Raw genomic sequence first — 14,327 nt, forward strand, 5'->3', positions numbered from 1 at the left:
CCCGATCTCCGTTGGTCGGGTTCGCTCGGTCAGGTGTTGCGCGGATCGGCCTCCCTGCGCAGGGTGGAGGAGTCCGACGCGACATCGGGAGGGCCGGGTCAGCATGGCCAAGCACGAGAGCAATCACGACCTCATGACCGCGTCGTTCTGGGCACAGCCTGCGGTTGTCCGGGACGAGCTGTTCGCCGAATTGCGCGCGAGCGAAGGTCCAGTCTTCTGTCCGCGCGCGGGAACCGCAGGCTTCTATGCGCTCACGCGGCATGCGGATGTGGTCGAGGCCGCCCGGAACCCTGGGGTGTTCAGTTCCGAGCCCACCGCCGTCCGCCTGGACGATTTGCCTGCGGGCACGGAGAAGTACGGCGGTTCCATGGAAAGCATGGACGACCCCCGGCATGCCCGCCTACGCCGGATCATCGCCGGGTCGTTCACCCCGCGGATCCTCGCCCGGTTCGAGGCAGACATCCAGGAGCGCGTCACCCGGCTGGTCGATGATCTGGCCGATCGACACGAGAGCGATTTCGTCGAGACGGTGTCGACGCCGCTGACCCTCGGGACTGTCTTCTCGATGATGGGGATTCCTGTGTCGGCCAGCCACGAGCTCATGCCCGCGGTCAACATCGTGCTGGCGATCAGCGATTCGGGGAACTTGGACTTCCGCAGCCCCGACGAGCGGGAAGCGTTCATCAAAGAGAAGTTCGCCGTGATGCACGGATTCGTGGCAGACCTGGCTGAGGCCCGCCGTGCGCGACCAGGTGAGGACCTGATCAGCATGCTGGTCAACGCGAACGTGGACGGCGAGTGCCTGACCGATCTCGAACTGGGCCGCTTCTTCACCTTGCTGGTCGCGGCCGGGGTGGAGACGACCCGCCACGCGCTGTCGCACGGAATCCACCTGCTGACAAGGAATCCGGCGCAGCGGGCGTTGCTGCTGGACAACCTCCCCGCAGCCGTCGAGGAGATCGTCAGGTGTGCCACACCAGTCGCGTGGGTCAGGCGCAACGTCACCCGCGACTACACGCTCCACGGACACACCTACTGGCGAGGGGATCGCGTGATCCTCTACCACTGCTCCGCGAACCGGGACGAGCTGGTGTTCAAGGATCCCAACGCCTTCGACGTCACCAGGTCGCCGAACCCGCACGTGGGATACGGCGGTGGCGGTCCCCACATCTGCCTGGGCGCACACCTGGCACGACGACAGATGACGGCGCTCCTGGCGGAGCTCTACACGCGACTTCCCGGCTTCCACGCCACAGCCCAGCCCACCTGGGTGAAGGCGAGCCTCATCAACGGGATCGAGCGCCTTCCCTGCGCCGTCAAGTAGGAGGGACACGACATGAGGACCTACGGCCACAACTGGGCCGACTGGCTCTACAGCAACCAAAAAGACGCGTTCATGGTGTCGGTGTACGACGCCTGCGCGGAGATCGACAAGTGCGACAACCCCGTCGTGAAGGCGAAGTTGATCGGCGACCTGCGAGAGCGCGTGTCGGGCAGCAAGCGGGACTGGATCGAGGGCATCAAGGGTTTCCTCGACTTCGAGACGCACCGGCTGACCCATGGCCAGGCCCCACTTGAGGCCCTGGACGACAGCGACGAGTACCGGATGCTGGCTGTCGTGGACGCCGCCTGGCGACACGGGGCCTTCCAGGGCCTGTGCCGCACGCCGGGTGGGGCCGAGTGGATAGGCCACCTGGGGGAGGTGTGCGCCGCCTTGGTGCACCAAGGCTTCAAGTGGGTGCGCGGATCCAGTCACGGCGTGGCCGACTGGGAGCTTCCGGAACTGGGGGAAGCCTGGTGCAAAGGCGCCGCCCTGTGGGGGATCACGGGCTTCTTCACAGCCCTGGACGAGGCAGGAGCAGACCCGGACAACGACGCGGCCCTCACCCGCGTCTTCCGTGTTGTCGCAGCGCATCACATGGCGGGCGCCACCTGGCTCGTCTACCGGGGCGAGCACCCGCACAAGACCTGGCGAGCGGATGTGCGCGGGCGCGCACCCAGCCCCGAGGCGGTGCGCAGGGCCGGAGCCGGGTTCGGGTGGCCACCCGAGACGATCGACGTACTGGCGCGGACAGCGGAGCACGTGAACACGTGGGTCAACCCGACGAGGAAGGAGATCCCGGACCGAACTCGGAGATTGCTGTTCGGGCCCCATACTCCGCGAATCACCAGCCACCTTCGTAAGCTTGCTGTCGAACTGGCCGACGCGTCGGGAGACCTGACCCTCGAAGAACAGGAAGAACTCTTCTACCGGTTGATAAACTGGATGTCCACCTTCGCGACATCGTGGCGTGCGCGCGGCGACGCCGACGACCGGGTCCTAGAACTCGGGGCGTGCGGCGCACTGGCCGGAGTGCTCCGCGAAACCCGACCACACCTGGCACAGGAACACGTACACCGGATGGTCGAATGGGCGCGGCCACACACAGCACATCTGAGCGACGAGAAGCAGAGAGAACTACTGAACTGCGTCCGTTCCGCCATGGAGGTTCGGGGGAGAGTGCCGGGCACGCTCCCGAAACTGGGCAGCGACGGGACCGGGTACACGCGCTACGTGGACGGCACGTGGAAGCTGTCAGCGGAGGTGTTCCTTGCCGCTGACCGCTCGAACGTGGGTGGAATCTCCCTCAACGAGGAGCAGATCCCCTGGGAGACCAGGTTCTTCAACTCCATCACCAGGGAGCGGAGGCGAATCAGCGCGGACTACAGCGGTGCGACGGACACACACGGTGGATGTCCCGTGTGCCTGGGAAACGAACTCCTCAAGATCTTCGGCAACAACCTGAACGTCGGGATCAGGGTGTGCTTCACGGCGGGAAACATGCTCTACGACAACCTCCTGCTCGGCGAACCGGGCGACCAATCCCTGGGCAGCCGCTGACTCCGGCCACCTGTAACGTTGCCCACGTCAAGACCATCGCCTACACACTCGACCCCTGAATCTGCTGATCCCGGTCATGTGTGTTGGTGAGGTTGGGCTGCCATCAGCGGGTGGCCATCTGACCTAGTGAGACTGTGCGCGGATCAGTCGGCCGGGTTCTGGCGTCGTCGTTTGCGTTCGATGATGATTGCCAGCAGGCCAACGAGAACCGCCAGGAGGCCGATCCCCGCGAGGAGGGCGACGTCGGCGCCGGTTGATGCCAGGTCGGATGTGGGCGGTTGCGGAGACCCTTGCGGAATAGGCGCGTTGGCCGAGGTGCTCACCGGCGGCGCGGGCGGTGATGTGGTGGGTGTGGTCGTACTCGGGGGTGCGTCGGGGTCGGCCAGTGTGACGCGTTCGATCATGACCGGGGTGGACGCGATCTGCGCGATTCCGTCTGGGCTGGCGCCGGTGATGTCGACGCGGTGTTCGCCGTCCGGCACGGAGGTCGGGACCGGCAGGGTGACGTCCAGTTCGCCCGCGGCGTCGGTGGTCACGGTTCCCAAGTCGACCGGGTCGGAGTTCAGGACGATGCGGACCTCGCTGTTCGGTGAGAAGTTCTCGCCTCGCACGCGCAGAGCGCAGTCGCTGGGGGAGCAGGCGGGTTGCAGGCACTCCACCCCGCACTGGCCGGACGGGTCGGCGCGCACATTGCCCACGGCGACGGTGATCGGACCCCGTGGGCCGCGGATCGTCGGGTTGGGCTCGGGGTTGGCGAACAGCAGCCTGCCCTGGTCGTCGACGTAGTGCTTGAGGAAGTAGGCCGCGATGGCGTCGTGGCCGAGTTGGTTGGGGTGGAAGCTCTCCTGGATGTCGTCGAGGCGAAGTGCGTTGACCCACGCGGGGGCGTCGTCGGTGCCGGTGCAGATCTCATGGCCCGCGGTCACGGCGAACAGCGGCATGTAGGTCACCCCCGCAGTGGCGGCCGCGTCTTCGATCGCCTGGTTGAGCGTTGGGAGGAAACGGTTCTGGAGGTACTCGCGTTCGGCGGCGTTGAAGGTGCCGGGCAGGCATCCCAGGGCGGCCTGGAGTGCGCTCGGGTACCCGTACACCAGCACCTCGGCGTCCTCGAACTCCGCGCGCAAATTGCTGAACGTGGTGACCAGCTTGTCGAAGACGGGCCCGTTGACGCGGCTGATGTCCGACCCCTCCGACACCCGGCAGTCCACGGTCCCGAAGATGGTGTGCAGATCCGGTGCGAGGCAGGCCTTGACAAGCCCCGCGAAGGACGCGTCGTTGCCCCCCACTCCGAGCGTGACCAGATCCGGCGAGCCGTGTTCGGCCTTGAAGTTCTTGGCGTCCGTGACCTGGATGTTGCCGCCCGCAACGCTGTTGGGTGACATCCGGTACTGGGCCTCGCCCGTCCCGCTGATCAGGCCCAGGTTCTCGGTGACCGCTCCGGAGCACGCGGTGAAGAGGAAGTCGTTGGCCGCAACGCCGAGGGAGCGGCTGACCTGCTGCGGCCACGCGCGCCCGTGTCGGTGGCACCGGTTCTCGTACTGCTTGGCGGGGCGCTTCCGCGCGTCGGCGAAGCTGATGGGCTGTTTGGTCGTGGTGTCGCACCGGACGTGGTCGCCGCGGAAAAGCTCGAAACGCAACCACTCCGAGTTCTCGTGGTACCTCGCGTCGCGCATGGCCGTGCCGCAGTCATAGGCGATGGGGTCGCGGCCCAGCCGCTTCTCTATGTCCTCGATGTACCCCTCGCCGGAGGAGTAGGAATCGCCCATCGCGATCATTCGGTTGACTTGGCGGCCGCCGAGCGCGGTGCCGGTCGACACGTTGTCGATGGCGAAGCCCGCGGGCTCCTCCTCGGTGTTGTCGATCGTGACTCGGTGGATGCCCGCCAGCGGGAGCCGGATGTGGTTGATCCCGATCGCGTTGGCCCTGACCGCGCCAAGGCGCGCGCCGTCCAGTCCGTAGTAAGCGATCTCGACGGAGTTCCGGCTGTCGATGTAGCCGACGTCGAACTCGATCCCGCTGGTGGCAGCGGGTCCGCCTGTCCCGGGATCGACGATCTCGAGTGCGATCTCCCCCTGGAACTTGGGTGTCCCGGACAGCACCGGACTGGTCGGGTTCGCGCTGTCGGCTGTAATGAAGCTGCCCTCGTTGAAGACAACGCCCTGGTCGCGGTACTGCGTCGTGATCTGCGTGCCCAGGCCGAACTCGCTGAACGTGATCGCACCGGCGGGGGCGGCCAAGCGGGGAGCGGCACCGAGCTCATCGGAGTCCCGGGTGCTCGTCGAAGACAGGTCGTCTTGGCCTGCGGGTTGGGCGGCGTGGCCGGGCGTGCCAGCCGCGGTCGAGACCGTCAACGCGAGAACGGTTGCGAGAACGCCGATTCGCCGCCGAAACATCCACTCACTCCTAGACCTGCGCGTAGAGGGCTCTGGTGCCAGCCGGAAGCCGCCCCCGCGCGCCGACCGATGTGCCGATGATCGCTGGGCGACCAGGCGCTGTTACCGATTGGCCACTATTTGTCCACTCGGCGAAGTCGGATTGTCCTCTTCAGATTTGAACCTTGGGACTCGCGACCACCTGTCAGCGGAGGCGGGCGCCCACGCCGCAGGGGCGCCCGCCGATTCGGCCCTGGCCATCCTCGGGTTGGTGCCGCGCCTGCCGCGTTGGCGGCTCGGCTGTAGGGCCGTGAACGCGGGCGATCCAGCATCTGCGGCACGTCGACGTTCCCATTTAGGTGTCCCATAGGTGAACTCGATGGAATATTGAGATGTTCGATATGGGGCGGTTCGGTCGATAGTGGGCATATCGGCCGGATATCCGGACTGGCCGATTCCACAAAGGAGAACCCTTCATGAACCTGCGTACCCTGCTGCGCGCTGCCCTCGTCCCCTTGGTGGTGGGAGCCGCGACGCTCACTGCGATCACCACGTCGGCCAACGCCGCGCCGCCGTCGGACTCCCCGCCGATGACGCCCGCGATCGTTGGCGGCTCGACGGCCACCGGCAACTACCCGTGGATGGCGTCCCTCCAGGTCAACGGTCGGCACGGGTGTGGCGGCTCGCTGATCAGCGCCGAGTGGGTCGTCACCGCCGCGCACTGCATCCAGGGCGGGTCGCTGAACCTGCGGATCGGCTCCAAGGACAACACGACCGGCGGCACACTGGTGTCGGCGTCGCGGCAGATCAAGCACCCGTCCTACGGCAACATCCAGAACGGGTACGACATCGCGCTGATCAAGCTCTCCCGCGCGGTGCAGAACCAGCCGATCACCCTGGCGGGCAGTTCCCCCGCGGTCGGTTCGAGCGTCGTGCTCTACGGCTGGGGCCAGACCTGCCCGCAGCGCGGCTGCCAGCAGAGCCCGCCGCGCACGCTGAAGTTGCTGAACACCCGCATCAACTCCGACAGCCAATGCCAGAGCATCCGGGGCGCCAGCGAACTGTGCGTGCAGAGCAGCACCTCGCAGACCGCCTGCTACGGCGACTCCGGCGGTCCGCTGGTGGTCCAGGGCCAGCTCGCGGGCGCGACCAGCCGCGCCGGTCACGGCAGCGCGACCTGCGGCCAGGGGCACACGATCTACACGGACCTGACCGCCTACCGCCAGTGGATCTCCCAGACCACCGGTGGTGCTGTCTAACCCGGACACCATGAACGGGCCGGGTGGGGTGTTGGCGGCGCAGGGTCACCCTCCCCGGCACCGGGGTGTGTCGCGGTGCCCTCGCCGCGGCGCACGACTGGGTAAGAGTGGGCGACCCCTCGGCACGGGTCGCCCACTCGCCACCGGATCCCTGACGGGAGTCAGGAGTGCAAGCATGGCCCGAGGACTCCTGGCTCACACTCGACCTGCGACCGCTGCTATCGAGCTGAGGACGCATATTGCTGGCTGACCAGGGAGTTGGCGGGGTGATCCTGCTTGGTTGGACTCGCCATCTTCGAGGTCAGCGGTGCCAGTTCGCGTGCTCCGGTGCGGTGGCCCCCGCGTAGTCTGACCGCCGGACAAGGCAACCGGAGGTGGCAATGGCGCGGGGCGGGCTGGCTGGCGAGGTCGTGCTGGTGACGGGTGCGGCACGGGGGATCGGCTTGGCGATCGCGGAGACGGCGGCGGCTCAGGGCGCGGCGGTCGGGCTGATCGACGTCCTGGGCGCCGAGTTGTCGGAGACCCGCGACCGGCTGAGCGAGGGCGCCGCCGTCCACGCCGCGGTCGCCGACATCACCGATGAGGTCGCGGTGGCCGCGGCCGCGGCGGAGATCTCCGGGGTACTGGGCCCGGTGACGGTTCTGGTCAACAACGCCGGTCGCAACTCCTACGCCGACCCGATCGCCATGACCGCGCAGGAATGGGACGCGGTGTTCGACGTCGACCTCAAGGGCGCCTGGCTGGTGGCGAAAGCCGTCCTCCCCGGCATGGTCGAACGCCGCGGCGGCGCGATCGTGAACATCGCCTCGATCCACGCCACCGTCACGACCGCGGGGATGTTCCCCTACGCCGCCGCCAAAGCGGGCTTGGTCGGCTTCACCAAGAGCCTCGCGCTCGACGTGGCGCAGCACGGCATCAGGGTCAACGCGGTCAGTCCCGGCTTCATCAGGACCGCTCTCGTGGACGAGTACTTCACCAACAACGCCGAGCCGGACGCCGAGCAGAAGGCCCTCGCCAACCACCCACTGGGCCGCTTCGGCACCCCGCAGGACGTCGCCGAGGTCGTCTGCTTCCTCGCCTCACCCGCCGCCGCCTTCGTTACCGGCGCCAACTGGTCGGTCGACGGTGGCCTGGGCGCCCGCTTCCCCTGAGGTCGAGCTGTCGCACTTCAGAAGAGATTCTGCTTGCGGTACGCCGTCTTGGCTGCCGTGATGGCGTCTGAACCGGACCGAGCGGTGGGCGCGGATCCGGTGGTCGCTGCCAATATGGCGGCGGCGACCACCGGATCTCGTCATGTGGCGGCAGTGGCAGTTTTACCCAAGGGTTGCTTCGCCGGGTCGGGTCGGCGCGGATCGGTGAATGTGGCCATGCCGGGCACCAGCAACGTGAGCAGTGCGGCGACGATGACCACGACACCGCATACCGTGAGGACGAGCATGCCGCCTGTCGCGGCGATCGCGGCGGGCAGCAGTGCCAGGCCGAGTGGGCTCATGCCGTAGGAGACGAGGAAGTCGAGGGCGGAGATCCGGGCTTGGAGGTGTTGGGGGACTTCGCGTTGGATGGCGGTGAACCACGGGATGTTGAAGATCTCGATGCCCGCACCACCGATGGCGCAGCAGGCGATGATGATCCAGCTCTGGTGGGCGAAGGCCAGTGCGAGCGGGACCAGTCCGTAGCTGCCCAGCATGATCATGGCTGGAACGCCCGGGCGGCGTGGTTGCCATCGGCTCATCAGGACTGCCCCGCAGGCGGCGCCGAGGGAGTAGGCGCCCAGGGCCGCGCCGATGAGCCAGTCGCCGCCGAAGCGTTCTTGGCTGATGATGGGGAGCATGAGGTACTTCGCGGCTTCGCCGAGGGCTAGCCAGAGGACGAGGGCGGCCAAGCCCGCGAGGAACCACCGGTGTTTGCGCGCCTCACGGAGACCTTCGCCGAAGTCGACGAAGGCGTTGGCGCGACCCGAGCCTTCCGGCGCCGCACCATGTCGAGGGGGAAGTGCGGCGGCGACCAGCCACAACCCGGCGGCGATCAGGAGGCTGGCGGTTCGGCCGAGGCCGCTGTGCGCCACGACCGCGATGGTGGGCCCGGCCACCAGGCAGATGCGCAGGCTGAGTGTGGTGGCCGCGTTCGCCGAGTGCCGGTGCTCCTCGGTGACCAGCTCGCCGACCAGCGCTTGGTAGGCGCTGCGGAACACGCCTTCTCCAGCACCCGCGAGGAGAACGGCGGCGCACAGCGCGATGGTGGGCAGGTCGAGCAGCAAGGCGGCCGCGACTGTTCCCGCTGCCCGGAGAAGACTGGAGTAGGCCAGGGTCTTGGCACGGGGATAGCGGTCGGCGATGACGCCTGCGGGCAGGGCACCCAGCAGGAATCCCAAAGTCCTCGCGCCCAACACAAGGCCGAGCGCCGTGAAGCCGTCATGTCGGTCCAGGACGGCCAGAATGAGCGCAGTCGGCATCAGGCCCGTCGCGGCGGCGGAGGCCGTGTGGCTCAACCACAAGCGGCGGAACGCTCTCTGGCGCAACACGGTGATCACCGGCTCACCTCGGCGGTGGCGCGGGCGGTCGGCGAGCCCAGCTGCTCCGCCAGTTCGGGCAGGTAGTTCGCGCAATCCCGTGCGGGGTCAGTCGAGTGCGGGGCGAGCCGACCAGCGCGGGCGCGCAGTCCAGTGACGGTGCACTCGGTGGTGAGGGCATTGGCCCGCAGCCACTCGTCGTTGAAGGCGGTAGCGAGGTAGCGCTCGCCACGATCGGAAGCGAGCACGGCTACGCGCCGACCGGCCCGCGTCCGCATCGCCGCGGCCAGTGCGACGGTCAGGGCCGCCCCCGTCGACACCCCGGCGAGGATGCCCTCTGTGCGGGCCAGGGTTCGACACGCGCGGTAGGCGTCATCATCGGTGACCTTGTACACCTCATCCACAAGGGACAGATCGTCGAGGTTGACCGGTGTCCAGCTCAAGCCCATGCCCGGAGTCAGGTAGGCGTGCGCGAGCCCACCGAACACAGTGGACCCTTCGACGTCGACCCCGATGACCCGCACGTGCGGCGCGCGCCTCTTGACCGAACGCGCGATACCGCCGAGGTGACCGCCGGTGCTGACGGTGCAGACCACCGCGCTGAGCTCCGGACCGGCTTGGTCGAGCAGTTCGGCGGCGGTGCTGTGCAGGTGCGCGTCGCTGTTGAGCGGGTTGAAGCACTGGTCGGGCCGGAACGACCCGGCGATCTCGTCGTGCATCCGGTTGGCCAACGAGATCCGGGTCTTGTGGTAGGAACCGGAGTCGTCCTGCTCGTCGACGACGACGATCTCCGCGCCGTAGGCCTGCAGCAGCGCCCGGTTGGTGGCGGTCAACTTCGGGTCCACCACGGCGATCACCCGGTAGCCGAGGGAAGCGCCGTACATCGCCAGCGCGATGCCGAAGTTGCCGGACGATGACTCGATGATCGTCCCGCCGGGGCGGAGTGCGCCGGTGCGCTCCGCGTGCCGGATGATGTGGGAGGCGGGCCTGTCCTTCAGGCTGCCGCCGGGGTTCGCGCCTTCCAGTTTCACGATCAGTTCGGCCTCGTGGGCGGTGGTGAGGTTGCGCAGGCGGACGACGGGTGTGTCGCCAACCGCGTCGAGCAGCAAGGGCAAAGTGGTCGAACGCATGGGTTTCTCCAGTGACCGTCGCGGCATCACATGACGGGGCAGCCAGCGGCACAAGCGCACCGCTCAGCGGCGCGCGCCGTCAGGTCCGCGCGACACAGACGCGGGTCAGGAGAGTGCGCCCCCACAGCGGAGGCGGTCGAACATAGCGGGCGCCCACCGCGTATCCCTGGCCCGACAAGCAGTCGACCACATCCACAACGGCATCGGTGACCCCACAGGCCGCCGCCGACGTGTGCACGGCATCCGGATCGTGGACCACGTAACCGCAGTCGTCCTCACCAGGCCCGGAATCCGGCTGATCCGCCACAACCTCCGTCGCCACCAGATGCCCCGACTCCGCCACGAGCGGATGCGGATGGCCGACGCACAAGGCCACATACACCAGAAGCAGCCCAACAATCATCGCCGACACCACGCCAGTGCGCGGCCGGATCCCGCCGCGCTGCCCGCAGCCCCGATGATTGGACATAGTGCCCCGAGCCTACGAATGCCCGACCACCCGCGCCACCCCCTCGACCCCAACGCGACAGGAAAAGCGCACGCAGCCGTAGCCCACAGGGAAATTCACATCCCCCGCCCCCGCCCTTACCACCCATTCACACCACGTCATCGAGATGAACTCCCCAATCACCACCCCGATCACCACCGTGCCCAGCGTGGCCACCACCGAGCGACCGTACGCGTCGCGACGTCATCAGCAACGCAAGACCAACTGCGTTGCGCGAAGATCCGCTCCTGGCCTCCACGCCAACCCAGCCCCGTGGGCGGCGTCGCCGGGGGCCACCCGGAAGTCCTGCGTAAGTCGCCCATGAGTTCGCGCGAGGACCGTGATCACGGTGAGAGAGTCGATGCGTGGGTCCGGGGTGCGCGCAACGCGATGGCGAAGAAGTCGCGTTGGTCGGGGACCAGGTAGCGGTCAGGGGGACTGCTCATCCCCGGCAGCAACCGGGTCGGGCTTGTGCCGGGGGAATCGGGGCGGTACGCGGTGAAGACGACCATGCCGGTGTGGATGTCCAGTTCCATGCCGCGGACCACGCCCGCTTGGCGCATCGCGTCGGCGAGGGTGTGGAGGGTGAGTTGGTCGCCGCCGACGTAGAGGAGGTTGCCGTGGGAGTCGAGGCCGAGGCCGGAGCGCCAGGTGTACTGGAACTGGTTGCGGGCGTTGCCCCAGTGCTCCGCAGTGTTCTGGTCCAGTCCTGGCACCGGTTGCCCGCGGTCGATCACCAGGTCGAGGTTCTGCCGGACCGCGATCACGTCCGGGCCCAGGGTGTGGTCCCGGCCCCACTGTCCAATACCGACTCTCCCATCGCGGGTGAGCACCACCGCGGCGGCGCCGTCGCGCAAGGTGCCGATGGTGGTGCCGTTGAGGTAGCAGCCGCCGTTGGCGTCGCGCATCTTGAAGCCGGAGTTGAACGTGGCCAGCAGGCTCGACCGCATCCCGAGCGGGACCGCGTGGTCGGGGCCTACCGACCCACCGGGTTCGCGGGTGCCGGGGACGAGCGTGGCCGCAGTCAGGTCCTGGTTGAGCCACGCCACCCCGGCGACCACACTGCCGTGCCGCGGGTCGGGTCGGACGAACGTCGTGTACAGAGCTGCCGTGCCGTCGGCCGCCCTCGCCCCGGGAACCCACACGCCCTCACCTGCGAGTCCTGAGTGGACAACCAGGTCGGACGGACGTGCCCCTGGGGCCGCCACAGTGGGAGTCCGCGTCGGGGGCAGCGCGGTGGCGGCTGGTGCGCCGGTGCCGGGCTGCTTGCGGGTGTACCACCAGTTCTCGATCGCGTTGACCGGCGCGTCGAGTCCCATCTGCCGCAACCAATCCACGGTGCGCGCGGTGAAACTCGCCTGCCCTGGGTACACCAGCACCTGGACATAGGTCGTCATCGGGTACACGAGCGCGACGGCCAGTACCAAGGCGACGACACGGCGGCGTCTGCGCCGCCTCGGGGTCGCGCGGCGGGCAGGCAGCGGGCTGATGAGTGTCTGGGGCATGGCGCCAACGGTAGGAATCGCCCGGTGCCCGCAGGGCCAGCACGGGGTTAGCCGACGGCAAATCAGCGGGTTGGCAGCACCAGGGTGAACCGCGTCGGGTCGGTCCGCATCAACCGCAGCCGCCCGCCCTCGGCTTCGGCGAGCCTGCGGGCCAGCGCCAGGCCGATCCCGTGGCCGCCGCTGTCGTGCGCTCGCCGTCGGAACACGTCGGTGCCCGCTGCGGGCCCGACGCCCTGGTCGGTGACGTCGACGGCGATGGTGTCGGCCACCACCCGTGCGGTCAGCAGGACCTCGCCCGCGCCGTGCCTGCCCGCGTTGTCCAGCAGCACGGCCACGACTTGGCGCAGCACCGGACCGGCCACCAGGGCCGCCGCGGCGTCGTCGGTCACCTCGACCCCGAGCCCCCGGTCGACCAGCGCGCCGCGCCACTCGCGCGCCAACCCGTCGAGGATCGCCCCGACCTGGCCGGTGTGGGTCGCCGAGGGGGTGTCGCGGGCCAGCGCCAGCAGGTCGTCGATGGTCTGTTCCAGCACATCGGTCGTGCCGATCCCCGCGGCGATGGCCTGCCGCGGGTCGGCGTCGGGGTTCTCCAGCGCCGATTCCAGTTGCAGTCGCAGTCCGGCCAGCGGTGTCCGGAGTTGGTGCGAGGCGTCCGCGGTGAACGCGCGCTCGCGTTCCAGCAGGGCGTCGAGCCGCTGGGCGGTGAGCGTCAGCGCCGAGCCGACCGAGTCCACCTCGGGGATGCCGCTGTCGGGGGCGCGCGCCGTGAAGTCGGCCTCGCCGAGCCTGGCCGCGGTGCCCGCCAGCCGTTCCAGCGGCTCGGCGAGCCTGCGTGCCTGCCCGCGCGCGACCAGCCAGGTGCCCGCCAGCGCGACCCCGCCGAGCAGCACCATGGCCGCCCAGGTGAGCCCGGTGCGCAGGTAGTACTCGACCGTCGGGCTCGCCGCGCGGACGATCCCCACCACCTCCTCGCCCCTGGCGATGCCGATCACGACGACCAGCTCGCCGTCGGTGTCGGCCTCGACGACCCCGCCCGGCTCGACCCGCGGCCCGCCCGGGTCGAGCCGGTCTGGCCCGGTCCCGACCACCCTCGTCCCGGCGGGGCTGTAGACGGCGACGTCCGAGCCGCTCTCGCCGGTGGGCACCGCCTCCGGTGTTCGCCCGGCGAAGAGGTCGTCGACCACCCGCAGCGCCGTGTCGTCGGCCAGGCGCTCCAGTTCGACGCGCTCGTCGGCCAGGTAGTAGCGGGCGGCTGCGTAGGCCAGCGGCACCCCGAACAGCGCGATGGCCAGGGCGGCGGCCACCACCACGAGGACGACGATCCGCCTACGCATCCGCCGGGGACTCCAGCCGGTAACCGTAGCCGCGCAGCGTGGTGATCTCGGGCGCGGCGCCCGCGGCGGCCAGTTTCCGGCGCAGCGCGGCCACGTGCACGTCCAACGTCTTGGTCGAGCCGTACCAGTGCGCGTCCCACACGTCGGCCATCAGATCCTCCCGGCGCACCGCGATGCCCGGCTCGCGCGCCAGGCGCAGCAGCAGCTCGAACTCCTTGGCCCGCAGCGCGACCTCGTGACCGTCCACAGTGACCCGCCGGGTGCCCGGGTCGACCCGCAGGGCGCCGAACTCCAGCACCTGGGCCCCCGTGCCCGCCGACTCCCGGCGCAGGTGCGCCCGGATCCGCGCGTGCAGCTCCGCCAGCCGCACCGGCTTGGTCAGGTAGTCGTCGGCGCCCGCTTCGAGCCCGAGGACGACGTCGACCTCGTCGGTGCGGGCGGTGAGGATGACCTGCACGCACGTCGGCTGGCGCTCGCGCAGCCTGCGGCACACCTCGATGCCGTCCAGGTCGGGCAGGCCGAGGTCGAGCAGGGCCAGGTCGAAGGCGTTCCCGTCGCCGAGGGCGGCCGCCGCGGTGCGCGCCCACCGCACGTCGTGGCCGTGTCTGCGCAGGCTGTCGCTCAGCACGGCCCCGATCGTCTCGTCGTCTTCGACCAAGAGCACGCGGGCCATGCTCGAGGACCCTAGTGCGCCCGCGGCTCTTTCTCCTGGCGGACTCGTCACCGGAATCGCTCCGCCAGGCCGTGCAGGCCCATCCCCGCCGCGACCGAGGTCGCGAACACGACCACCAGCACCAGGACCTCCATCTTCGCTCCTCTCGACCCCATGACGTTAAGTCGGTGAGCGGGA

The 14,327-nt window shown here is 69.0% G+C and carries 12 protein-coding genes; 4 read left to right on the forward strand and 8 right to left on the reverse strand.

Annotated elements, in window-relative coordinates; all coding sequences use genetic code 11:
- The first annotated feature begins 103 nt into the window (after nucleotides 1-103).
- Both LV75_RS25475 and LV75_RS25480 read left to right on the forward strand, forming a co-directional pair.
- The gene (locus LV75_RS25475) at nucleotides 104-1,324 is read left to right on the forward strand and encodes a cytochrome P450 (RefSeq protein ID WP_253889540.1); all 1,221 of its coding nucleotides are present in this window, start codon (nucleotides 104-106) and stop codon (nucleotides 1,322-1,324) included.
- Between the two features lie 12 nt (nucleotides 1,325-1,336).
- The gene (locus LV75_RS25480; protein WP_253889541.1) at nucleotides 1,337-2,881 is read left to right on the forward strand and encodes a hypothetical protein; all 1,545 of its coding nucleotides are present in this window, start codon (nucleotides 1,337-1,339) and stop codon (nucleotides 2,879-2,881) included.
- A 143-nt stretch (nucleotides 2,882-3,024) separates the two neighbouring features.
- Here the strand turns inward: LV75_RS25480 and LV75_RS25485 are convergent, their stop codons facing one another.
- Nucleotides 3,025-5,274 (reverse strand): SGNH/GDSL hydrolase family protein, encoded by a 2,250-nt coding sequence (locus LV75_RS25485; RefSeq protein ID WP_253889542.1) that lies wholly within the window; start codon nucleotides 5,272-5,274, stop codon nucleotides 3,025-3,027.
- 455 nt (nucleotides 5,275-5,729) lie between these two features.
- On the opposite strand from LV75_RS25485, the gene LV75_RS25490 reads away from it, so the two are divergent.
- A complete protein-coding gene (locus LV75_RS25490) occupies nucleotides 5,730-6,512 on the forward strand; it encodes a S1 family peptidase (RefSeq protein ID WP_253889543.1) in 783 nt (260 codons plus the stop codon).
- A 380-nt stretch (nucleotides 6,513-6,892) separates the two neighbouring features.
- Complete coding sequence (locus LV75_RS25495; protein ID WP_253889544.1) at nucleotides 6,893-7,663, forward strand: SDR family NAD(P)-dependent oxidoreductase; 771 nt, start codon at nucleotides 6,893-6,895, stop codon at nucleotides 7,661-7,663.
- Between the two features lie 140 nt (nucleotides 7,664-7,803).
- Here the strand turns inward: LV75_RS25495 and LV75_RS25500 are convergent, their stop codons facing one another.
- The 7 genes from LV75_RS25500 to LV75_RS25530 all read right to left on the reverse strand — a co-directional run bounded on the left by LV75_RS25500 (nucleotide 7,804) and on the right by LV75_RS25530 (nucleotide 14,150).
- Nucleotides 7,804-9,042, reverse strand: a complete 1,239-nt coding sequence (locus LV75_RS25500; RefSeq protein WP_253889545.1) for an MFS transporter — start codon at nucleotides 9,040-9,042, stop codon at nucleotides 7,804-7,806.
- Nucleotides 9,039-10,151: a PLP-dependent cysteine synthase family protein gene (locus LV75_RS25505; protein WP_253889546.1), complete on the reverse strand. Its 1,113-nt coding sequence runs from the start codon at nucleotides 10,149-10,151 to the stop codon at nucleotides 9,039-9,041. Before LV75_RS25505 ends, LV75_RS25500 begins: the two co-directional genes overlap by 4 nt.
- A 79-nt stretch (nucleotides 10,152-10,230) precedes the next feature.
- Complete coding sequence (locus LV75_RS25510) at nucleotides 10,231-10,554, reverse strand: hypothetical protein (protein ID WP_253889547.1); 324 nt, start codon at nucleotides 10,552-10,554, stop codon at nucleotides 10,231-10,233.
- A gap of 78 nt (nucleotides 10,555-10,632) precedes the next feature.
- Nucleotides 10,633-10,818 carry a hypothetical protein gene (locus LV75_RS25515; RefSeq protein ID WP_253889548.1) on the reverse strand — a complete coding sequence of 62 codons (186 nt, stop codon included), beginning with the start codon at nucleotides 10,816-10,818 and terminating at the stop codon, nucleotides 10,633-10,635.
- A 164-nt stretch (nucleotides 10,819-10,982) separates the two neighbouring features.
- Nucleotides 10,983-12,143: a phosphodiester glycosidase family protein gene (locus LV75_RS25520; RefSeq protein WP_253889549.1), complete on the reverse strand. Its 1,161-nt coding sequence runs from the start codon at nucleotides 12,141-12,143 to the stop codon at nucleotides 10,983-10,985.
- Nucleotides 12,144-12,205: 62 nt separating this feature from the next.
- Nucleotides 12,206-13,477, reverse strand: a complete 1,272-nt coding sequence (locus LV75_RS25525) for a sensor histidine kinase (protein WP_253889550.1) — start codon at nucleotides 13,475-13,477, stop codon at nucleotides 12,206-12,208.
- Complete coding sequence (locus LV75_RS25530; protein WP_253889551.1) at nucleotides 13,470-14,150, reverse strand: response regulator transcription factor; 681 nt, start codon at nucleotides 14,148-14,150, stop codon at nucleotides 13,470-13,472. The genes LV75_RS25525 and LV75_RS25530 overlap by 8 nt, the downstream gene beginning before the upstream one ends.
- Between the last annotated feature and the right edge of the window lie 177 nt (nucleotides 14,151-14,327).

The sequence above is a fragment of the Actinokineospora diospyrosa genome (assembly GCF_024171925.1).
Lineage (GTDB): Bacteria > Actinomycetota > Actinomycetes > Mycobacteriales > Pseudonocardiaceae > Actinokineospora > Actinokineospora diospyrosa.